This window comes from Aquimarina sp. Aq78, from assembly GCF_900299525.1.
GTDB lineage: Bacteria > Bacteroidota > Bacteroidia > Flavobacteriales > Flavobacteriaceae > Aquimarina.
This window is the reverse complement of sequence record NZ_OMKA01000001.1, coordinates 889,194-910,870: the sequence shown is the minus strand read 5'-3', so window position 1 is coordinate 910,870 and position 21,677 is coordinate 889,194. Positions and strand designations below refer to the sequence as shown.

General features: G+C 32.2%; 20 protein-coding genes. 1 reads left to right on the top strand and 19 read right to left on the bottom strand.

What is annotated here, in order from left to right; genetic code table 11:
* Positions 1 to 12: 12 nt before the first annotated feature.
* The 6 genes from DG435_RS03905 to DG435_RS03880 all read right to left on the bottom strand — a co-directional run bounded on the left by DG435_RS03905 (position 13) and on the right by DG435_RS03880 (position 4,912).
* Positions 13 to 894: an RDD family protein gene (locus tag DG435_RS03905; protein WP_106793880.1), complete on the bottom strand. Its 882-nt coding sequence runs from the start codon at positions 892 to 894 to the stop codon at positions 13 to 15.
* Between the two features lie 47 nt (positions 895 to 941).
* Positions 942 to 1,598 (bottom strand): hypothetical protein, encoded by a 657-nt coding sequence (locus DG435_RS03900; RefSeq protein ID WP_106793881.1) that lies wholly within the window; start codon positions 1,596 to 1,598, stop codon positions 942 to 944.
* Between the two features lie 253 nt (positions 1,599 to 1,851).
* A complete protein-coding gene (locus tag DG435_RS03895; RefSeq protein ID WP_159025678.1) occupies positions 1,852 to 2,406 on the bottom strand; it encodes a hypothetical protein in 555 nt (184 codons plus the stop codon).
* 468 nt (positions 2,407 to 2,874) lie between these two features.
* A complete protein-coding gene (locus DG435_RS03890) occupies positions 2,875 to 3,174 on the bottom strand; it encodes a MazG-like family protein (RefSeq protein WP_106793883.1) in 300 nt (99 codons plus the stop codon).
* A gap of 218 nt (positions 3,175 to 3,392) precedes the next feature.
* Positions 3,393 to 4,091, bottom strand: coding sequence for a LytTR family DNA-binding domain-containing protein (locus DG435_RS03885; RefSeq protein ID WP_106793884.1), 699 nt, complete (start codon positions 4,089 to 4,091; stop codon positions 3,393 to 3,395).
* A complete protein-coding gene (locus DG435_RS03880) occupies positions 4,088 to 4,912 on the bottom strand; it encodes a sensor histidine kinase (protein WP_159025679.1) in 825 nt (274 codons plus the stop codon). Before DG435_RS03880 ends, DG435_RS03885 begins: the two co-directional genes overlap by 4 nt.
* A gap of 480 nt (positions 4,913 to 5,392) precedes the next feature.
* Here DG435_RS03880 and DG435_RS03875 point away from each other — a divergent pair, with 480 nt between their 5' ends.
* Entirely contained in the window at positions 5,393 to 7,576 is a 2,184-nt protein-coding gene (locus DG435_RS03875; protein ID WP_106793886.1) for a DUF5916 domain-containing protein, read from the top strand.
* Positions 7,577 to 7,934: 358 nt separating this feature from the next.
* Here DG435_RS03875 and DG435_RS03870 read toward each other — a convergent pair whose 3' ends face one another.
* The 13 genes from DG435_RS03870 to hutI form a co-directional block, all read right to left on the bottom strand.
* Positions 7,935 to 8,636: a hypothetical protein gene (locus tag DG435_RS03870; protein WP_106793887.1), complete on the bottom strand. Its 702-nt coding sequence runs from the start codon at positions 8,634 to 8,636 to the stop codon at positions 7,935 to 7,937.
* A gap of 180 nt (positions 8,637 to 8,816) precedes the next feature.
* Complete coding sequence (locus tag DG435_RS03865) at positions 8,817 to 9,338, bottom strand: hypothetical protein (protein ID WP_106793888.1); 522 nt, start codon at positions 9,336 to 9,338, stop codon at positions 8,817 to 8,819.
* A gap of 151 nt (positions 9,339 to 9,489) precedes the next feature.
* Positions 9,490 to 9,762 (bottom strand): CPBP family intramembrane glutamic endopeptidase, encoded by a 273-nt coding sequence (locus DG435_RS26060; RefSeq protein WP_159025680.1) that lies wholly within the window; start codon positions 9,760 to 9,762, stop codon positions 9,490 to 9,492.
* Positions 9,763 to 10,057: 295 nt separating this feature from the next.
* Positions 10,058 to 11,203: a trypsin-like serine protease gene (locus DG435_RS03855; protein ID WP_106793890.1), complete on the bottom strand. Its 1,146-nt coding sequence runs from the start codon at positions 11,201 to 11,203 to the stop codon at positions 10,058 to 10,060.
* Positions 11,204 to 11,554: 351 nt separating this feature from the next.
* On the bottom strand, positions 11,555 to 12,118 hold the full coding sequence (locus DG435_RS03850; RefSeq protein ID WP_106793891.1) for a porin family protein: 564 nt from the start codon (positions 12,116 to 12,118) through the stop codon (positions 11,555 to 11,557).
* 96 nt (positions 12,119 to 12,214) lie between these two features.
* Positions 12,215 to 13,315 (bottom strand): AraC family transcriptional regulator, encoded by a 1,101-nt coding sequence (locus DG435_RS03845; protein ID WP_106793892.1) that lies wholly within the window; start codon positions 13,313 to 13,315, stop codon positions 12,215 to 12,217.
* 351 nt (positions 13,316 to 13,666) lie between these two features.
* Positions 13,667 to 14,185 carry a matrixin family metalloprotease gene (locus tag DG435_RS03840; protein ID WP_106793893.1) on the bottom strand — a complete coding sequence of 173 codons (519 nt, stop codon included), beginning with the start codon at positions 14,183 to 14,185 and terminating at the stop codon, positions 13,667 to 13,669.
* 242 nt (positions 14,186 to 14,427) lie between these two features.
* Entirely contained in the window at positions 14,428 to 15,129 is a 702-nt protein-coding gene (locus DG435_RS03835; RefSeq protein WP_159025681.1) for a CPBP family intramembrane glutamic endopeptidase, read from the bottom strand.
* A gap of 395 nt (positions 15,130 to 15,524) precedes the next feature.
* The gene (hutF, locus tag DG435_RS03830; protein ID WP_106793918.1) at positions 15,525 to 16,907 is read right to left on the bottom strand and encodes a formimidoylglutamate deiminase; all 1,383 of its coding nucleotides are present in this window, start codon (positions 16,905 to 16,907) and stop codon (positions 15,525 to 15,527) included.
* Between the two features lie 16 nt (positions 16,908 to 16,923).
* The gene (locus tag DG435_RS03825) at positions 16,924 to 17,727 is read right to left on the bottom strand and encodes an N-formylglutamate amidohydrolase (protein ID WP_106793895.1); all 804 of its coding nucleotides are present in this window, start codon (positions 17,725 to 17,727) and stop codon (positions 16,924 to 16,926) included.
* 14 nt (positions 17,728 to 17,741) lie between these two features.
* Complete coding sequence (locus DG435_RS03820; RefSeq protein ID WP_106793896.1) at positions 17,742 to 18,326, bottom strand: HutD family protein; 585 nt, start codon at positions 18,324 to 18,326, stop codon at positions 17,742 to 17,744.
* 12 nt (positions 18,327 to 18,338) lie between these two features.
* Positions 18,339 to 20,339: a urocanate hydratase gene (locus DG435_RS03815; RefSeq protein WP_106793897.1), complete on the bottom strand. Its 2,001-nt coding sequence runs from the start codon at positions 20,337 to 20,339 to the stop codon at positions 18,339 to 18,341.
* A 73-nt stretch (positions 20,340 to 20,412) separates the two neighbouring features.
* A complete protein-coding gene (gene hutI, locus DG435_RS03810) occupies positions 20,413 to 21,651 on the bottom strand; it encodes an imidazolonepropionase (RefSeq protein ID WP_106793898.1) in 1,239 nt (412 codons plus the stop codon).
* Between the last annotated feature and the right edge of the window lie 26 nt (positions 21,652 to 21,677).

The following is a 21,677-nucleotide window of genomic DNA, read 5'->3' as shown; positions in this document are numbered from 1 at the left end:
GTAATAGATTTTTTATTCCTTTTTTCTCCAATCCAGTGTCAATGTACGTGTATGTATACTATGGGATTGTTGATAGACATATTGCACCTGCCCCACAAAAGTTCCTTCGGGAAACTTTGCCAAAATTAGAGGAACAGTTACCGATTTGATTTTTTCGTAATTATTATCATTCTCTAAGTAGTTTTCGTTAAGCCTAAGTATAACAGAAACATATTTCAAATCGTTATCTTGTTCGAGTTGGTCATAAACACGTACATCAGAAGTTAAGTGTGTACCCAGGCTATCAGCAAAAAGTTGTTTGGTTTCATTTGCTACTTGTTCATTTAACGAACTGGCGACATAGGTTACCTGGTTACTTTTTATTCTTGATTTCCAGGCTTCAAGAGGTAGCATCATAAGCATCATTATTCCATAGGCAAGAAGCATTGAAAATGCTATTTGCATGATATTAATTTTGGGTTGTTTATGTTCAGGATTAAACGGAACTACTTTTGTTCCTGCTACCAGATCACCGATTCTCCTATTAGAGTTTACCAGGGTAACAATTACTTCTATAAACCAAAAGATACAAAATATATTTCTAATAAAACATCGAATTGGCGAAGCCACTTTACCGCTTGAGTTTTCGACGACTTGAAGTTTTAGCACTCTTTTTGCAATGCTTCGTCCTTGTATGCAATCTTTACAGAAATAAAGAGCAAGGCCAATAAGTGTAATGTAATTAAAACCAAAAAGGTCAGGAGTGCTTGGTTCATGACTTATTTCAAAAGCTGTCGAAAACCCTGCAATCATCCCCGGAATAAAAAAGAACATCGCGATAAATGTCATTACGATGTGGTCAAAAAGCATCGAAACAATTCTTATTCCGGCATTTACTTTCTGTTCTTTTGCCATTTATTTTCTTATTTAAGGAAATGAGGTAATATATAGTTGGGCGTGCGTTATTTATTTCCTGTCATTAGTTTTGCAATTTTATTTGCATTATCAATCCCGAGTTCTATTAAAACTTTTGTTATTCGATTTTCAAAATCGTAAAGGTATTTCCGACTTGATTTAATTTCGGTAATTAGTATCTGCTTTGAGAATTTATATTTTTCGGATAACTTCTTGAAATCTTCTAGACAGTCTTCGGTATAATCTGAAAGAGCAACACTATCAACATTCTGTTTACAATATACCCAAGGATGACCAATCCATAATTGCTCCCAGTGATTTAATTTCGAATTTTCGATTTCTTCCCAATGTTGAATGTTAGATATGTCACCGCAGCAAGTAGGTTCAATAATTATGTCGTCATTTTCTATAATTACAATTCCACCAAATAATGGCTCGATATACTCCTTTACATTTGATATATCAATACCTCTTAATTCTTTTTGAAGAATAATTTTTAATTCAGAATCACCAATATTTTTTATGTCAACCAAATATGAACCAAGTTCAATAGGTTTTAAATTTTGTAGATTACTATCCGAAATACACTTGTACCAGAATTCACTCCATTTCTGAGGGTTTTTATCTCGCGAAACATCTGGGGATTCATATTCATTTTCGGTATAATCCCAAGGTTCAATTTCTATGGTGTTCAATAATTTCATTAAATATTTCAGGAGTTTGGCTCAATGACGCACAACGTCTCAGCTATGGTTAGTAAGGGGATTAAAATTACTGAATTTCTGATTAAGCACTTAGCCAAAACTTTTTATTTTGTTTTTAATTTATCGTTCTTAAAAGCCATACTTCGACAAGCTCAGTACAGGCTTTAAAAATTTGGCGAACTTAGTAAATAGTAGCGAACCTTTCGATTTAGTACTTATTAGCTATGTTTTATATACGTTGTTGGCGACTGCTTTAATCCATTGATTTAATCACTTTGCCTTCACTAATTTTAAATAATTCATCTGATACTTTCTTTTCTTCTATACTAAAAGCTTCCATTACTGATTTATATATTGGGTATAGATTATCTTCATTTCTTACCGATATTGATCCGGATTTGTCTACGAATAGATTCCAATAGCCGTATTTGTGGTTTTGGTATGCTTCTTTATTTAAACGATACTTGGGATTAAAATAATGAGTACTACGAGTTTCTAATCCATACTGAGAATCTTTATATTCAAGACGTATTGATGAGCATTTATCACCCAAAACACTCTTCACATCGTCATTATTTTCTTCCATTTTCAATAACTCACCAGGTATTTTATCGATTCTGGACATTTGGATAGTATCCGATTTTTCATATTCTATATACATTATGTTTTCATCTAATAAAAAAATCATTTTCATTGCTCCTAAATCACCTTTGGCATTGTTTGTCATGGCATATTTTCTTTCCTGTACATAACCTATAATGGTATCTCCAATCTCTTTTTTGAGCATTTCTTGAGTTAAATTTTTCATTGTGGGAGTAATTTCCATTTTGTAGTGGACTTCCCCTTCAAAATATTCTTGGGAGTAACTGTGACATATGATGAAAATGCTAATAATCAAAAGAAAGTGTTTTTTCATATAGAGTGTTTATTTAGTTGTTGCCAACGTTTAATATATGTGTCGTAGTAGGGCAAAATGTTACCTTGCTTTTTGATTTTTCTGTGCATTGGTTGCTAGCTTTTACTTTTGCAAGTATCGCACCTTATCAAAAATACGCAAACCATTCGATTCATCACTTAGCTGCTATGATCACATATATGTTGTTGTAGCTATGTACTTCTTTTTCTTTTTTCGTAAAGTGCTTTGGTATATGTCCGATAAAATTCTTTCCAGACATTTCGTTGTTTATCACTAAATGAGTAAAACTTTTTTGCTTCCACATCATAGAAGAACCCTCCGTAACCGCTATTACTTATACACTATGTTGCGGTGTGATATTTATCTTTTTTGTATCTCGTCTATTTTGTTGATCGTTACATTTATTAAATCAATATCCATTTTATTACTCATCTTTATAAGATAGATAAGTATATCTGCCATTTCTTTACCTATCTCATTTTTATTCTTACTTAGAATCTTCTGACCTCTAAATCTAATTGTGTCATCCCATTGAAAATACTCCAGTAATTCAGCACTCTCAAGCATTATAGATTTTGCTAAATCTCCTGGTTGTCCATCTGACCAACCTTTATTTTCATCCATTTGGATGATTTTACCTTTTAAATCTTCAAATGTCATTTATTTAATCTTAATTTTTCGTAGTGGTAGGAATGCACCATAACAAAGCTATAACAGCAATTGTTATTATATCCCTTGTAATCGATATGAACATGTACAAATCTAAGTGATTTTTGATCAATTCAGAATAACTAACTATAGACTCTTGCCCTAAGATCCGGGAAAGAGGTTTACATAGGGCGTGTTGTTACCAAAAACTGTTACTTTATTAACTCTTGTCATGTTAAAAAAGAAGCAAGATTGTTCCGGAAATTTTCACCAATGGGGATTTCAATGTTACCAATTTCAATATCATTTTTTGTGTAGGCCATAATTTTATCCTTATTGATAATATATGAACGATGCACTCTTATAAACCGTTCATCTAACTTTTCTTCAAAAGCCGATATACTAGATTTAGTAATGTGATTTTCTTTCTCTAAATGTATTTTGACATAATCTTTTAAACTTTCTATATATAAAATAGAATCTAAGTACACTTTTACCTGTTTTCTATCTTTTCGTATATAGATAAAAACATCTTTGCTTTCTGGAGTAGGGATGGAGTCAGAAATACTTACTCTTTGTAAAGTTCTAAATTTCTCTATAGCATTAAAGAAACGCTGAAAGGTTATAGGCTTTAGAATATAATCAACCGCATTTAACTCAAACCCTTCAACGGCATAATCTCTATAGGCAGTAGTAAAAATGACTTTGGGTTTGTGCACTAGGTTTTTAAAAAAATCAGTGCCCTTTAAAACAGGCATCTCAATATCTAAAAACAATAAATCTATTGCTTCTTTTTGGAGTATCATACTAGCCTCAATAGCACTACCACAAGAAGCAACCAGTTCGAAATCATCTAATTGAGATAAATGTGTTTTTATAAGCCCTCTAGCCAACTTTTCATCATCAATTATTAAACATTTGTAAGTCATTTTACGGGCAATTTTAAACGTACGTTAAAGCAATTGTTTTCTTCGTTAATATCTAATGAATAATCATCAAAATATAATAATTCCAATTGTTTTTTTACATTGGTTAATCCAATGGTTTCTTTATTCCCAGAGACCACATTTTTTGCTATAGAGTTTGTAATATCAAACCGAATAAACTTTCCTTCTATGGATATCGTTATCTGGATATATGCTTTCTTAAGTTCTTGAGAAACCCCATGTTTAAAAGTGTTTTCTATAAAGGTTAACAAAATTAATGGTGCAATTCTAACATCGGTTTCTATATTATTATTAAAACTAATATCTACACGGTCGTCATATCTCACTTTTTCTAAATCGAGATAGTTTTCTATGAGTTCAATTTCTTTTTTCAACGACACATATTTGTCATTGCAACCATACAGGATATAATCTAAGATCTCCGAAAGTTTTGCAATTACCTCAGGAGCTTTGTCAGATTTATCTATAGATAAAGCATACAAATTGTTTAGCGTGTTAAACAAGAAGTGTGGATTTAATTGATGTTTTAATACCGATAATTCTGTAGCTATTTTTTGCTCTTTGAGTTGCAAATAGGCTTGCTTTTCTTTATAAAAATTTGCTGCAACTAATAATATTGTTGGCGTTAAAATTATTGTAGACTTACCGAAAAACACACTAGGATTTAATAATTTCTCCCAAAATATTGTATTAGAATCATAGATAGAATTATCACCTGACTTGAAATATTTTGGGATATGATAATATTCGTGAAACCCTACAAAAATGATAAATACACCAGCTAATAACAGCAATAAACTCATCGCTAACCGAATATTCTTTTTCGGTATTAAGAAACGTGGTATTAAAAAGTACAGGCATGTGTAAGCCACAATAACCTGACACACAATATAAATAGCGAAATGCTCTATAACTTCTTTATAACCACTGTAATAATCCATGTTTACAGTGCCGACAAAATAGGTGTAAATACCAAGCCAAAACAAAAAATGTTTGACTATTGGAATATTAAAAAATGTCGATGTTTTTTTTAAGCTACTCATATACGCACTAAAGTACAATTTTAATGAGGATGAGAATTAAAAGTAGCTTAAAACAGGTTTTTTGTAGCTAAAAGTAGAAATATAATAGACTAAACTTTGTTTCTTTCAAATACAACTTTCCAGATGTGAAAATTACCTCTTAGTCTATTTTTTTAAATAGGAATACATACTTCGGATAGCTTTACTTCCTAAATGTGTTTTGAAAAATAAACACCATGTTAAACTTTTTAATTTAAGTAAATGAAGAGAATTGGAATTCTTTTAGTATCAGTTTTTGTGATATTTCATGTTCAGGCTCAGTCTGGGTTAGGGAAGGGAAAAATAGTTTTTAACAACAGCAGTATTCAATTAGATGGAGAGCTAAACGAATCTGTATGGAATACTCTGGTTCCTGAAGGAGGATTCCTTAATTATATACCAAACAATGGAGATTTGGCGTCTAATACAACTGAAGTAAAAATGTTTCATAACGGAAAAAAATTGTATATAAGTGCTGTGTATCATGATACAATTCCCGATGTTCAAATAGGATCTTTAAAACGAGATGATATCGGAACTTCTGGAGCAGAAAGTGATTCATTTGCTATCATTATAGATACCTATAACCAACAACAATCTGGTTATTTCTTTATTGTTAATATGGGAGGAGCATTAATAGACGCATTAGTGGCCAGGCGTAGAGATGGTTTTAGAATAAGTACGAGTTGGAATACGGTGTGGAATGCCAAGACTTCTGCAAAAGGGAATTTAAAAATATACGAAATAGAAATTCCGTTAAAGGCACTGGGCTATAAGACAGATACTCCAGAATGGGGAGTTATGTTTCATACAAGAAATATTAAATTAAATGAGTGGACAACCAGCACGCCAATAGATCGTAATTATAGACAATTTGATTTACGATTTGCTAAAACTTTTGAGGTAGAAAATTTGTCAGAGAATAAATCTTCTCGATTTGCTGTAACGCCATCGGTTACTATGAATTATTCAGAAGATGTTGCTAACGATATCAAAGATACCAAGATAAAACCAAGTGTAGATGTACAATTTAATGTAAGTTCTTCTTTAAAATTAGATGCCACTATAAACCCCGATTTCTCACAGATAGATGTAGATAGACAAGTAACTAATTTAAGTCGGTTTTCAGTGTTTTTTCCCGAACGGCGTAATTTCTTTTTAGAGAATAGCGACCTTTTTACGGGTTTGGGAGTAAGTGGAGTAAATCCTTTTTATTCTAGACGAATAGGGGCAGATAACGAAATATCCTTCGGATTAAAATTATCTGGAAACATTGCTAAAAAAACACGATTGGGGGTACTTAATGTAGCAACAAAAGCCAAAGATGATAATCCTGCCCAGAATTATGGAGCCTTGGTGGTACAACAACAATTATCCAAATCTTTTACAACAACAGGGTTTCTTATCAATAGACAGGAAACAGATGATTTTTCTTTTACAAATGATTATAATAGAGTAGCTGGAGTTAACTTAAATTATCAATCAAAAAATAATAAATGGACAGGGCTTGCAAATTTTGCTGGTAGTAATACCAATGATATTTCGGGAGATACTAATTTTTATAATTTGGGAGTTTGGTACAATACTATAAATGTATCTGGTTATGCAGGGATTAGAAAAGTAGAAAAAAACTATATTACAGATGTTGGTTTTGTGCCACGGTTATATAATTATGATGCAATTTTAGAAAGCACCATACGAGAAGGGTATACACAAGCTAGTGGCCGTATTACTTTAACTAAATTCTATAAAGATTCTAAAACCATTGATAATCACCGCTATTTAAATATGTATAATCAAACCTATTGGGATGATCAGGGCGATGTTACGCAAGCGACCATAGGGGTAAATAATGATTTAGTATTTAAAAACCAGTCATTGTTATATGGCGGATTGCGATACGAATATGTAAACTTGAAATATGCGTTTGACCCATTGAATAATGGAAATGCTATTATAGCAGATAAATATAGGTATCTAGATGCTGGTTTGGGATATGCTTCTGCCGACAATAAAAAGTTTCAATATGGAGGTAATGTTAGTTACGGGAGCTATTATAGTGGCTATAAAAACCAAGTTAGTGTTAATGCCCAATATAGATTAATGCCTTTAGCGCGTTTACAAATGCGATATGAACGAAATGGTATAGATTTAAAAGCATTAGGAACAGAGACATTTCATTTAGCACGCTTTACAGGTGAAATTTTCTTTTCTAATCGGTTAAACTGGACTACCTATATACAGTACAATACTCAGTTTGATAATTTTAATATCAATAGCCGTTTGCAATGGGAGTACAAACCCTTGTCTTATATCTATTTGGTAATTTCGGATAATTATAATCAGGATGTTATACGCAAAAATTGGGGTGTAGCTTTTAAAATGAATTATAGATTTGATTTTTAGGGATTACTATTTGTGAACTGATTAAACTTTATCAGTTCACAAATAGATTACATAACTATAAGCTATTTCTTATGCTATTAACATTTTTTGTTCTCTAGGTGTATTGATAAAAGGAATGTTTTTGAGTCAGGATATTTCAGAGAAGTACAAGTTTTAAATGTTGGGGAACATCTCGGCTATAATTAGTACGAGAATTAAAAGTGATAAACTTTCGATTAAACACTAAGCCAAAACTTTTTATGTTGTTTTATTTTTAATGGTAAAGTCAAATCAAAAGATTTGGCGGACTTAGTTTAAAGCTATAAACTTTGGGTTAAGCACGAAAATCCGTATTAATTGTAGCTTTTGTTGTACAACGTTACTTTTTCAATCCACTTTTGTAGTCACCTATTTTAAAGTGAATATTGTTTTGAAATAAATGCTTGTAAGATTCCTTTGGTTCTATCGATAATCCTAATTGCAAATGCTCAGTATGATTAAATCCCATATTTTTCTTTCCCACTAATCTAACCGATACGTTTCCATATTTTTCATCGTATTCCAAAATCGCGAAACTATTTGAATTAAATTTTACATAGCCTAAACTATTAATAATGTCTAAAAAAACTTCAAAAGAATTTATTGATTGAAAATCAATTTTACTGTTTTCCATATTTTTCTTTATCCAACTATCTTTTTTCAGGGCTTTAAGAATACTCTCTTCCAAAAACATATCAGACAGAGAAGTCTTTTTATTGTTGTCAAGATTTATAGTTTGAATGTTTAACGAACTCCCAGGAACTCCACAAGCTAAAACGCCTCCTTCACCAGATTCATAACTATAATAATTGCCAACTAAAGAAAGTGGATTGTAATAAAATTCATAATCAACATCACATTCATCTGTTTTTTCTTTTTCAGTTAAAATTTTTAATTCCCTTTCTGCATTATATATTTCTTTGCCCTTATGGTAGGCACTTTTTTTGTAAATAATAAGTTCTTGTTTCTCAAAAATAATTTTTTTTTGAGAAACCCCTTTTACAGATAATAAACAAAGTATAATTAGTATTAAAATCCTCATTTTATAATGTTGTACAACGCTAAATATATGAATTGGAGCAAGGCAAGTATACCTGAACCAATTGATCTATTGGTGCATTTTTATTTCTTATTAAATTTATAAAAATTTGGAGCCACTGCAAAAAAGAAATGACCTTTCGATTGGAACCAAATATTGCTCTGATTTTATATATAATGTTACCTACAGTATTTTTAGTTTTTTAGCCAATTCTTTTTTCCATTTTTCAAGGCCATTATATTTTTCGTTGTACTCGTCTACTGGAATATCTAATAGCTTATATAAAATTTCAGATTTTTCAAAACCTAATTTCCCTCCAACTTCTTTAAATTTTGTAATGTCAAGTTCGTCCTCAATATCATCATTAAAATACTCAAACATAATATCTAAAAAAAGTAAGTTCCAGTTAGTTCCATAATCGTCATATACTTCGTCGTTTTCTAATTCAAAATGAAAGATTTTTTGAATAGAATCATTGTATCCAAATACTCGGAAAGATTCCCCTTCGTCGTAAATAGGAATAATGTTTAATCCATTCAATATTTTGTAATTAGAAATTGTAGGGAAATAGAAATAAGCTCCGTCCACGTTCTCAATACGATATTTTAGTTCGTCTATTTTTCCAATATTGTCAACGAAATCTTTATTGGCTCCAAACCTTATTAATTCGGATTCTCTTTCTTCTATTGGAATTAGCTTTTTCATGTTGTAGGTAACAATCAAATATACCCAATTGGGTATATTTCTTATATATTTTTAACAAATCTAAATGATTTTTGGTTAATCAATTCAGAAATATAAAATATTGAATTATTTATCTAGAAATCAAGTGATTGTAGTGTGTTGTTTTTCCTTTCTAATACCCAAAAAATAAGTCATTTGATAAGTTATAATAGCCTAATTTGTCAAAATATGCTAATGTAATGAACATACTATCAATAAGTCCATGAAATACTATTGTAATCCACAAATTATAATTTGATTTTACATATACCGTTGCAAAGACGATCCCAAATATAAATGTCATAATCAAACCACTAGGGCCTTGATATAGATGTGGTAGGCTAAAAAGTATGGCAGATAGAATAACAATTAATATGGTTTTAAATTTAAATTCTGGGAAAAGCAAACATTTGATATTAATACTAAAGTCAAGATAAATATTAAGGATAATTGTGATTGATTCATTTTTTTAAATTTATTACTAAATGTTTTTGTGTACGATTTACCTTCGGTGATTATTTTCTCTAGTTCGTTTTTGCTAACGTCATTTTTTTTAAAATGTCGATCAAAAATCTACTAGTTTTAATAGTTGGCTTCACTTGTTCGCTTTGCTCGAGTTGTTGTATGTTTTAGAAGAATCAATATCTAATAGACTAATTATGGTGTCTATTAGATATTGCAGCTATTTTAGTTCCTTTTTTTTATTTACGAACCGCTTTATATGTTCCGTCAGGTTGTGTTGCAATTAATTCTGTAAAAACGCCATTTTTTGCATTTTTAAATTCTAATTTAAATCCGTGTAATATTTCAAAAGAAAATTTATGTTTTCCAGTTGGAATTAATTCATATGATGGTTGTCCGGGTACGAAAGAATAAAGCTTCGTATTATTCTCTTTTGTGTAAATCTTTATTGTAATTCCTTGTATTTCATACTCACCAACATATTGTTTTAAAGTACTAGCACTTACATCTATGGCTTTTAGATAAACAGTAGCATCAGGTTTCGGTTCTACTCTTAGCATCGCTTTAGAAACATCACCATTTCCTGTCATTTCTTCATTAATCCACTTGATATGTTGTGATACTCTTGTGTAATTTTCTATTACTCCATAAAGCCCTTCGTCTCCGTCTTTTGTGTCTTGCCATGAGCTAATTCCCGCTAAGTATACTATATCGTTTTTGAGAATGAAAGCGGGTCCTCCGCTATCACCAGGCCCACTAATTCCTTCATATTCTGTGAGGTATTTTGTTTGGGTGTCTGGATGATCAAATGTCCAAGACAGCCATTTTTCGGTAGCTGTTTCAATCCTGTTGGTAGCTCCTCTTTGTTTTCCATCGCTACCGTTTATTCCAACTAATCCATCACCTTTTTTTCCTTTACCTACCATGTATATTAGCTTATCTACTTCGTCTTCATCAACATATAATTTTGCTTGCATTGCATTAATGGGTTTTGTTTTTAAATGTAATAATGCAATATCATTTAATGATGAGATATCTGCTTGTGGTTTATCCCATTCCTTATACATTATAACTTTGTCTACTTCAATTTCGACATCGTTTATGATAACAAAATGTTTCCTTCCATCTTTAAATTTCTCCATAATTCCTACGGCGCAATGAGCAGCTGATATAACCCACTGATCTGCTATAATTGTACCTTCACAGTCAGGTAGGTTTAAATGGCACATATACTTTTCAAATCGCTCGGCAATTTTGAGAAACTCGGCGTCATCTTTATCGTGTCTGGTTATCATTAAGTCATGTTTGTTACTATTTGTATAACTAAAGCTTACTAATATTAATGATAGTATTAGAAGTAATAAGATTGCGTTTGCTTTTTTCATGATTTTATATTTTTTGATTTACAGATGCAAATGTAGATTTCAAAAGAAAACTAAAAGTTAATTTTAAGAATGGAGAAGTGCTGAAACAAAGGAGTTTTACGAATTAGGACGTTTTATGAGTCATGTAGTAACACAAATTAATGAGCTAATCATTAATTTGTGTTACTCCTAGATATTTTATTTTGTAATCATAATTCGTGATTAAAAATTAAAAAAACGTTCAATTGCTCATTGGTTGAATTATTACTAACATCTTTATCCACTACTTTTCTGAGTTTGCAGGATCTTTACACCAGATAAAAAAAAACCAAGCGAACTAACTTGGATTTTTTTTAATAGTGTTATCAAGTTTCAGAAAATGAAATAACCAATTGATAACTGAAATACTCCATTTTTATTTTTATCTGAAATACCATCTATATTATTAATATCAGTTAGTCCAAGATTATATCTTGCACTAAAATAGAGCCCGTTATCAAGTTTATAACCTAAACCAAAATTCATTCCAAAATCTGTTGTTTTAAAAAGATCTTTATAGTCTTTGGTACCTCCTTTAGTAGAAAGTAAAAAACCAATTTGAGGTCCTGCTTCTAGACTCAATCTTTCTGTAACATAATACTTTGCAATTAATGGGATATTCAAATAGTTTAGTGCAATAATGCCCTCAGAATCAATGCTTGTATCATATCCTTGTCCGGAATATATTAATTCGGGTTGCAAAGAGAATTTGTTTGAAACCTTAATTTCGGCCATGGCTCCAAAATGAAAATCTGTAATAGGATCAAGATTTTTTGTATTGTCTCCTGTAATAAATGCAAGATTTAAACCACCTTTTGCACCAAGTCTAATTTTTTGTGCATTAACATTCGATAATCCTAAAGCTGCTATAACAGTTATTAATACTACTTTTTTCATAAATTTATGTTTTTTGATTTATTCGTGTAAAAGTAGATTTCAAAAGAAAACAAAAAGTTAATTTTGAGATTAGAGAAGTATTGAAACAACCGAGTTTTACGAATTAGGACGTTTCTCAAGCTTTCTAAAGGCTCCTGGAGACATTCCCAGACTGGAATTAAATGTTTTATAAAAAGTGCTTTTAGAAGTGAAACCTACTTCCATTCCAATAGCTTCGACAGAATATTTATTAAATACCGGGTTATGTAATAAATTTTGAGCCGCTTTAACTCGGTATTCATTTACAAACTGAATAACACTTTTATTGGTTTCCTGATTTATAATCTGCGATAAGTAGCTTTCATTTGTTCCTAGTCGAATTGCCAAATCTGACCTACTTAATAAAGGATCTTTGAATAATTCTTCCTCTTCCATTAACGCATAGAGCTGGATAACAATGTTATAAACGGTGGTTTCATTTATTTTCCTTTTGGTCTTAGGGTTGCTTGCCTTTTTAGAAGCTAAATATTGGTGTATTTCATCTTTTTGAACTATTATTTGCAATTTGAATACTCCGAAATATAATATCCACCAAGATAAAGTCGATAAGAGAATTCTCAAGAAATTTACACCATATTCTGAATCAGAAATACCTATCTCTATATTGGCCAAAAGCCAACATACGATAATACATATAATGAAAAAGTTTAATCTTAGTAACCAACGTTTTTTCTCTTTTGAAATCGTGTTAGATTTTTTTACTAGATGCCTTCCCCAAAAGATTAAAAAGAAATTGTAACCAAACACAGTAATGAGTTTAGTGTAATCTACAAAAAGGGCAAAATCTGAATGGTAAAGGTGAAAAATAGAATCTAGATGAAGAATAGTTTCTATAATAATAGAGCAAATGAATGGAGCGTAAAGCCACTTACGCCATTTTTCTTTTAGATACTTATGTTCAATTTGAACAAGAAAGTACATGAACAAAGTGACAGCAACCAGATATTCCAACATTATAAGACCTAAAAAATCCAAAATAGGATTTTCTTTATGATACCAACTACCTAAAAAGGTTAAGCTTATTAATAAAAATAATGATAGAGAGAGATAGTTGTTTGCGAGACTCTTATAAAAAGACGTAGTTATCAATGCTAGGCATAAAAAACATCCTAAAGCCCCACTGGTAAGAATTACAAATTGTAATATGGTTTCATTCAATTTTTTTGAAAATTAAGTGTATTCAAATTTTTAATATAAGTTAGTCTAAAACCATATTTTTGTTTTATGAAGAAATAAAAATCAATCAAACTTCTTGTAATTGGGTTGCAAGATATTTCCTTTCTATATATTTTTCAACACATTTTTAAAAAGATATATTTTACTCAAATTGTTGCCAACGTTTAATATATGTGTTGTATCTGTGCAAAATGTTACCAAACTATCGACATTGCTGCGCAGATTTTATATATTATTCAGCTTTAAAATCACTGCGCCATCATAAATATACAAGAACCATTCGATTAATTACTAAGTAGCTATGATCATATATATAATGTTAGACAACGTTTTTTATATTTTCCGATAACATTTTTCACAAAGTTTAAACCCTTCAGAGTCCACCGTGCTAATAGTTTCAACAGCATCTTGCATAACACATTTTTCAGTTTCACAATGATCAAGTCCCAAGTTATGTCCGATTTCGTGAACAGATATCTTTTGAACACGACTAATGAACAAATCTGTTTTTACATTCTTTAATCTAAATGTAGAAATAATACAACTCGTGCCAGATTTATAGCCTAAACCAAAAACTCCCCAATCTGTATATTTTGATTTAGGTTTTTTAATATTTCCATCCAAACCCCTTTTAGTTGTGGAGATGTCTTTTGATGTGATTCCTAAAATAAACCCAATTGAGTCTGGACGATTTTTGGATAATTCAATGAGTAATGAATCCGCTCGATATCTTGGACTTTTTATATTTACAAAAGCTTTTTCCGGTAGTTTTTTTCCATTCAAAACTACAATTTCAGTATGATATGTCCTTTTTAGAATGCTTGTAATAGAGTCAAGAACAGGTTGATTGATTTTTCCATAAGGTTAAATCCCTATTATTGCTGATTCAGACGAACAATTAAGGAATAAAAGAGTAATAATTAACAATAAAGATTTCTTCATTCTGGAATGTTGTCTAACAATCAAATATACCTAATTGGGTATATTTCTTATATATTTTTAATAAATCTAAATGATTTTTAATCCATTTAGAAGTACTAAATACATATTCTTACCCTAAGATTAGAATAATTATAACACATGATTTTTCCTTTCTAATACCCAAAAAATAAGTCGTTTGATAAGTTGTAATAGCCTAATTTGTCAAAATATGCCAATGTAATGAACATACTATCAATAAGTCCATGAAGTACTATTGTAATCCACAAATTATAATTTGATTTTACATATACCGTCGCAAAGACGATCCCAAATATAAATGTCATAATCAAACCGCTAGGGCCTTGATATAGATGTGGTAGGCTAAAAAGTATGGCAGATAGAATAACAATTACTACAGTTTTAAATTTAAATTCTGGTAGGATTATTTTCAATTGCCTGAACAAAAAACCACGAAATAATATTTCCTCCCCAATTCCTGCACTTATTAAAATAAAAAGAAAATACTTAGTGTATTTAGGAAAATTACCTGCAATTGATCTGAATGCAGAGTAATCAGCTATTTCTCCAGTGATTTTGTTTACCAGTGGTTGAATTACAAAATCTAAAATAGGCTCTGTTACAACAAAAAGAAGCAATGCTATCCCAATCGTTTTTAAAAAATTAACGTTGGGTTGTAGCCCAATTCTGGTTAAACTTTTGTCATTCCAATAGGTGAATAAAAGTATAGTAATAATGATTATTATAAATGTGTAAGGAAAAGAAGTCCAGGGGTTGAAAATAAAACTATAAACCAAAATTAACTGAATAAGAGCAAGTATTTTTGATTCGATGGTCTCGTTTTTAATTAAGTTCATTAATGTTTTTGTTTTTTTAGTAGCGTACAAGAATTGCATGTACTTGATTGGGTATATTTCTCTTATGTCCTTCGCAAATCTAACTTATTTTTGATCAACACAAAATCACCAAACCATGTATTTATAACCTATGATTTTGATGTGAGTTATATAGGAATACTCATGGTTTGATAATCAGTAATCTAGTTGTGTACTTAGATGATTTTTTAACAGAAATCCGTATTTATAAAAAATAATTATACCTACTGCGGAAACCCGTAATAATCGTATTATATAGTACAGTATCTTTATACTAAGTTGAGTTTATATGATTGTAATTTAAGTGGTTAAATGTGTAAAACCCTCTAGTGAAAATCCTAGAGGGTTTTATATGTGAAGTATATATGTTACTATTATCACCTGTTTTTTAGTGCATCGATGGTTTTTGCAAACTTTTCTTTTATCTCCTGATACTTTGTATGATTTTGGTTATTAACAATCATTTCTCCATTAGCAATAGTTCCTAGTTGCATGTTTGAATCTGTAGCATATACAATAGTCGATGTAAGATTTTTTGTAGAGGCGGTAGCTAATAATGGTGATGAAGCATCAATAATGCAGGCATTTAGTGGTTCTCCGACTTTAAAGAAATCTGCAGTAAAATTATTCATCGCTTTTCTTCCTGTTTTTGTAGCCATTTCTATTGCATACATTCCAGAATCTCCTTGTTGATTAGAGGAGTAGGTGTTTCTTTTATGAGAAATTAAACGTTGCCCATAATCCAAAATACGTAGTTCTTCTAAGGGATTAAGCCCTATATGACTATCGGTACCAATACTCCATTTTCCTCCACTTTCCTGGTATTTTCTTAAAGGAAATAATCCATCACCCAAATTACCTTCTGTACTTGGGCAAAGCACTACATTAGCTTTACTTTTTGCAATTCCCTCGATTTCATCATCTGTTAAGTGTGTTGCGTGTACCAAATGAAATCTATCATTCATATCTACATGATCTAATAACCATTCTACAGGGCGTTTCCCTAGATATTTAACAGAATCTTCTATCTCTTTTAGTTGTTCTGAAACATGAATATGAAATGGAATATCCTGAGGTCCGGATTTTGCGATCTCGGCAATATCAGACGGTTCAACTCCTCTCATAGAGTGTATACCAATAGCAATATTGGCATGCTGGTAGTGTTTACAAGCTTCTTTACTTGATTCTAATAATTTTAGATATTCATCAATAGTAGGAGAGATAAACCTTCGCTGCCTGTCATTTGGTTCTTGTCCAAAACCACCTTTTTGATAAAAAATAGGAACCAGCGTAATTCCAATACCTACATTTTTTGCTGCGGAAATAAGACTATTCCCCATTTCTGAAAGATTAGAGTAGGGGACTCCATTTTTATCGTGATGTACATAATGAAATTCGGCTACATTAGTATATCCATGACGAGCCATTTCTGCATAGAGCATTGTTGCTATGGCTTCCATTTGCTCTGGATTCATCGTTAATGCTAATTGGTACATAGCTTCTCTCCATCCCCAAAAGTCATCCGGGGTAGAAGTAGTGCTTTCATGCCTTTCTGCCAAACCAGCCATAGCATATTGAAACGCATGAGAGTGCGCATTCTGAAACCCGGGAATAGCAAAACCATCAATAATTTCTTTAGATGTATTTTGTGGGTCAAAAGAAGAGATATCTGTAATGATACCTTCATTATTTACAGTAAACCCGGTATTTTCTTTCCAGCCGGTATTTTGTAGTATTCCCTTAAAACAATAGGTTTTCATAGTATGTTTCAGAATTTTATTTTTGTAGAGTTTCAACTAAACGCTCCATGGTATGTTGTAATACGTTCTGCACTTTTTTTGCTCTTTCCTCATTATAAGTAACTTCATTGTCATCCATGTATAAAATTTTATTCATTTCCAGCTGAAGCGTATGAATATTATTCTTTGGATTTCCGAAGTAACGGGTAATATGTCCTCCTTTAAAAGGGGAGTTATGATTAATTTCAAAAGTTCCTGATTTTAACCCATGCAAAGCAGATGTAATGAGTTCTGGAGACGCCGTTTTTTCATCATTATTTCCTAAAATCATATCGGGAAAAGGATCTTTTTGAATCGTACTTACTTTATGACGAATAGAATGTGCATCCCAAAGTAATACCTTACCAAACTGCTTTTTTCTATCTTCTATTAGCGTTTTAAGTTGCTCGTAGTAGGGCCAGTAATAGGTATCTAATCTTCTCTTAATTTCGTTTTGATCAGGTTCGAATTCTTGAGACTTATAAATTTTATTTCCGTAAAAATCTGTTATTGGTGTATTACTTGTAATAAGTCTGTTATCAGTATACAAGGGTACACTTTTAGGATCTCTATTAAGATCGATTACCCATCGACTTAGATTTGCCTTAACTACAGTGATCCCCAGAGATGGCGCGAATTCATACAGTCGATGTACAAACCAATCAGTGTCATCAAGATGGGTACGCATTCTTTTTTTATACTGTTTTTTTATCGCTGAAGGAAACTTTGTTCCCGAATGAGGTACACTTATAATTATAGGAACTATAGGTGCTTTGGCTTCTGTAATCTTAAATAGATTCACACGTTTAGATTTTATTAATTAGTTACTATTTCAGAGAAAACTAAGGTACTATCTTTAATTGCATTAATACGTATAGTAGTTGCAATTGGTTGACGTATAACCAATACATCGGATTGGTGTATCGTATAGTCTTGATTATTGATGTCAATAGTAACTTCTCCAGAATAGTTATATATAAACACCCAATCCCATTTGTTTTTAATAGGAGATAGGATGTTTTCGTTTTTTTTAGGAGTAAATACACCTAGTGTACCAACCGTATTACCCGTTGTCATTAGGTTAAAATCTGTACACATTCCTATAGAGGATGTTTTCCAACCTCCTTCAAATCCATCACTATCAAATTTAGAAAGTTTTTTTGTGTATCTGTTTTCGTGTTGTAATGTTATTTCTCCATCTAAAACCAGTAGTGTTCTCGACACGCCTGGAAGTGAAGTAAAAACAGACTCTTCTATTGAAACCGTGGCCATGCTTAATCTGAAATCAAAATTTAAATCCAGATAATTTGCAGTTTGGGGATACATAAAAAATTGAGTAGTTGTTCCCCCAGACCAGGTATTGATTTTAAATGTATCTGATGTAATGATGGTAACCTCCATAATACGGTATGTTTAAATAAAGCCTTCTAAGAATTCTTCATCTACCAGATTTGGTAATGTTACTTTAAGTTGCGGAGTCCTCTCCATTTCTCTTTTTATCGCAAATAATGCTTCTTCATTACGAGCCCAACTTCTTCTTGAAATTCCATTATTTACATCATAAAATAACATACGTTCTAGTTTTTCTGAAGCTTCTGCAGAGCCATCGAGTAACATCCCGAATCCACCATTGATTACTTCTCCCCAGCCAACACCACCACCATTGTGGATAGACACCCAGGTAGCTCCTCTAAAACTATCTCCGATCACATTATGAATAGCCATATCTGCAGTAAATTTACTACCATCATAAATGTTACTGGTTTCCCGATAAGGAGAATCAGTACCGCTCACATCATGATGATCTCTCCCCAGAACAACCGGAGCCGAAATTTTTCCACTTTCAATTGCTTTATTAAATGCTTCAGCGATTTTGATTCTACCTTCGGCATCGGCATATAAAATACGAGCTTGAGAACCAACAACAAGTTTGTTTTGTTTGGCTTCTCTAATCCAGGTAATATTATCCTGCATCTGCTGTTGAATTTCTTTTGGAGAAACTTTCTTGATAGATTCCATTACTTCTAAGGCAATCTGATCTGTTGTGTCCAGGTCTTCTGGTTTCCCAGAGGTACATACCCATCTAAAAGGTCCAAAACCATAATCAAAACACATAGGGCCCAGAATATCCTGTACATAGGATGGATATTTAAAATCAATACCATTTTCTGCCATGATATTTGCTCCTGCACGAGAAGCTTCTAGTAAGAATGCATTTCCGTAATCAAAGAAATAGGTGCCTCTTGCAGTATGTTTATTAATTGCATTGGCATGTCTGCGAAGCGATTCCTGAACTTTGTTTTTAAACGCTTCTGGATCATTACTGATCAGAGTATTGGCTTCTTCATAACTTAGCCCTGCAGGGTAATATCCTCCAGACCACGGGTTGTGTAATGATGTTTGATCAGATCCTAACTGAATATAGATGTTTTCTTCATAGAATCGTTCCCAGATATCAACAACATTACCTTGATATGCAATAGAAACGATTTCTTTTTGATCCATGGCTTTTTGAACCCTGGTTACCAAATCATTTAAATTATCAAGGATTTCATCTACCCAACCTTGCTCATGACGTTTTTGGGCGGCTTTTGAATTTACTTCGGCACAAATAGTAATACATCCTGCAATGTTTCCAGCTTTAGGTTGCGCACCACTCATTCCTCCTAATCCAGAAGTTAAAAAGATTTTACCAGCAGGAGTTTCTTCAGATTTCAATGTTTTTCTAAAAGCATTCATTACGGTAATGGTTGTACCATGCACAATACCTTGAGGCCCAATATACATATAACTTCCTGCGGTCATTTGCCCATATTGCGTTACACCCAGAGCATTGTATTTTTCCCAATCATCAGGTTTTGAATAGTTAGGAATCATCATTCCGTTGGTTACAACAACTCTTGGAGCATCTTTTGAAGAAGGAAATAATCCCATGGGATGCCCTGAGTACATATGTAAAGTTTGTGCTTCGGTCATCGTAGCCAAATATTGCATCGTTAATACATATTGTGCCCAATTTTGAAATACAGCTCCGTTGCCTCCATACGTTATTAACTCGTATGGATGCTGTGCGACTGCATGATCCAGGTTATTCTGAATCATGAGCATGATTCCTGCTGCTTGTTTTGTCTCTGCAGGATATTCATCAATAGGACGCGCATACATCGCATATTCTGGCATAAAGCGATACATATAAATACGTCCGAATGTATTTAATTCATCTAAAAACTCACTGGCAAGTTCTTTATGCCAGTCTTTTGGGAAATATCGTAATGCATTTTTAAGTGCTAATTTTTTTTCTTCGTTAGAAAGGATTTGCTTTCGTTTAGGAGCACGACTAATTTTAGAATCCAAAGATTTCTTTGGAGGCATTGTTTTAGGAATCCCTTGAAGTATTTGTTCTTTGAAACTCATATTCATATTTTTTTACCTCATGACTGTGCTGTATCGAATTGAGTGCAAGCCTGTGACGTTTGTTTTATTGGCGTTATATTAACTGTCCTCGTTTCCAAACCTGAGAAGGAACAAGTTTTCCCTGGTGGTAAAAGACCTCATTGATATGTTCTGTCGGAAACAGGTTAAAATCTGCTATCATCCCAGGAGCTAATCTTCCTCTGTCGTCTAGATTAAGTGCAGCCGCCGCTCTACAGGTAATTCCTGCCAGAATTTCGGCATTACTTAATTTTTGAAATGTACCCAGAATACAAGCTTGTGTTAGCAAATCACCCATAGGAGCCGAACCAGGATTCCAGTCACTGGCGATAGCTAATGCTCCTCCTGCGTCTAAAATTTTTCTGGCTGGTGTAAAATCACATCCTAATCCAATGGAAGCACCAGGTAAAGCAACCGAAATCACATTACTTTGGGCTAACATTTGTATTTCATTCTCGGTACTGGCTTCCAAATGATCTGCACTAATTGCTCCTACTTTTACAGCTACTTCGCTACCTCCTGTATTAAACTGATCTGCATGAACGGTAATATCAAATCCCATTTGTTTTGCTTTTTCAAAATAGGGGTAGATATCAGAAGGAAGAAATGCTCCTTGCTCAACAAAAGCATCTATTCGATTTGTAAGTTGCTCTTCTTTTAGCAAAGGAAATAGAGTAGTACTAATTTCTTCGAGGTATGCTTTATGATCTCCATCAAAATCTTTAGGCAATATATGCCCAGCAAGACAGGTTGAAACTAAATCTGCTGTTGTACTACTATTTGCAGTTTTTATAGCACGTAGCATTTTAAGTTCTTCTGTAACCGAAAGACCATATCCACTTTTTACTTCGATTGTAGTAATTCCTCTTTTTAGTAATGTATTTGCTCTTTCTATAACACCAGAAACAAGTGTTTGCTGTTCTGCTTTTCTGGTTTGGGTAACGGTATCCCAGATACCGCCTCCGGCTTCAGCAATTTCTAGATAGGACCTTCCTGCATTTCGCATGGCATAATCATTAGCTCTGGATCCAGAAAAACAGATATGTGTATGGGCATCTATAAATCCAGGAGTACATACATGATCAGTATGTAATTCTATGATTTCTGCATGTAGTGCATTGGCCTTTTCTTTCAAATCTGAAAAAGTACCAATGGTGTGTATTTTTTCACCTTCGATAAGAATACCTGCATCTTCTATGATGTTGAGGTTATGATCCTTTATAGCACCTTTAATACCTGATTTTTGCATAGGTATAAGTTGCGTGATCGGACCTATTAATGTATATGTTGTCATATTATATTTTTTTCCTTTGAATCGAG

What these genes read in the sequence shown, in the direction of transcription:
- DG435_RS03905 (WP_106793880.1), bottom strand. Translation starts at nt 894, where the DNA reads ATGGCAAAAGAACAGAAAGTAAATGCCGGAATAAGAATTGTTTCGATG.
- DG435_RS03900 (WP_106793881.1), bottom strand. Translation starts at nt 1,598, where the DNA reads ATGAAATTATTGAACACCATAGAAATTGAACCTTGGGATTATACCGAA.
- DG435_RS03895 (WP_159025678.1), bottom strand. Translation starts at nt 2,406, where the DNA reads ATGAAAAATTTAACTCAAGAAATGCTCAAAAAAGAGATTGGAGATACC.
- DG435_RS03890 (WP_106793883.1), bottom strand. Translation starts at nt 3,174, where the DNA reads ATGACATTTGAAGATTTAAAAGGTAAAATCATCCAAATGGATGAAAAT.
- DG435_RS03885 (WP_106793884.1), bottom strand. Translation starts at nt 4,091, where the DNA reads ATGACTTACAAATGTTTAATAATTGATGATGAAAAGTTGGCTAGAGGG.
- DG435_RS03880 (WP_159025679.1), bottom strand. Translation starts at nt 4,912, where the DNA reads ATGAGTTTATTGCTGTTATTAGCTGGTGTATTTATCATTTTTGTAGGG.
- DG435_RS03875 (WP_106793886.1), top strand. Translation starts at nt 5,393, where the DNA reads ATGAAGAGAATTGGAATTCTTTTAGTATCAGTTTTTGTGATATTTCAT.
- DG435_RS03870 (WP_106793887.1), bottom strand. Translation starts at nt 8,636, where the DNA reads ATGAGGATTTTAATACTAATTATACTTTGTTTATTATCTGTAAAAGGG.
- DG435_RS03865 (WP_106793888.1), bottom strand. Translation starts at nt 9,338, where the DNA reads ATGAAAAAGCTAATTCCAATAGAAGAAAGAGAATCCGAATTAATAAGG.
- DG435_RS03855 (WP_106793890.1), bottom strand. Translation starts at nt 11,203, where the DNA reads ATGAAAAAAGCAAACGCAATCTTATTACTTCTAATACTATCATTAATA.
- DG435_RS03850 (WP_106793891.1), bottom strand. Translation starts at nt 12,118, where the DNA reads ATGAAAAAAGTAGTATTAATAACTGTTATAGCAGCTTTAGGATTATCG.
- DG435_RS03835 (WP_159025681.1), bottom strand. Translation starts at nt 15,129, where the DNA reads ATGAACTTAATTAAAAACGAGACCATCGAATCAAAAATACTTGCTCTT.
- hutF (WP_106793918.1), bottom strand. Translation starts at nt 16,907, where the DNA reads ATGAAAACCTATTGTTTTAAGGGAATACTACAAAATACCGGCTGGAAA.
- DG435_RS03820 (WP_106793896.1), bottom strand. Translation starts at nt 18,326, where the DNA reads ATGGAGGTTACCATCATTACATCAGATACATTTAAAATCAATACCTGG.
- DG435_RS03815 (WP_106793897.1), bottom strand. Translation starts at nt 20,339, where the DNA reads ATGAGTTTCAAAGAACAAATACTTCAAGGGATTCCTAAAACAATGCCT.
- hutI (WP_106793898.1), bottom strand. Translation starts at nt 21,651, where the DNA reads ATGACAACATATACATTAATAGGTCCGATCACGCAACTTATACCTATG.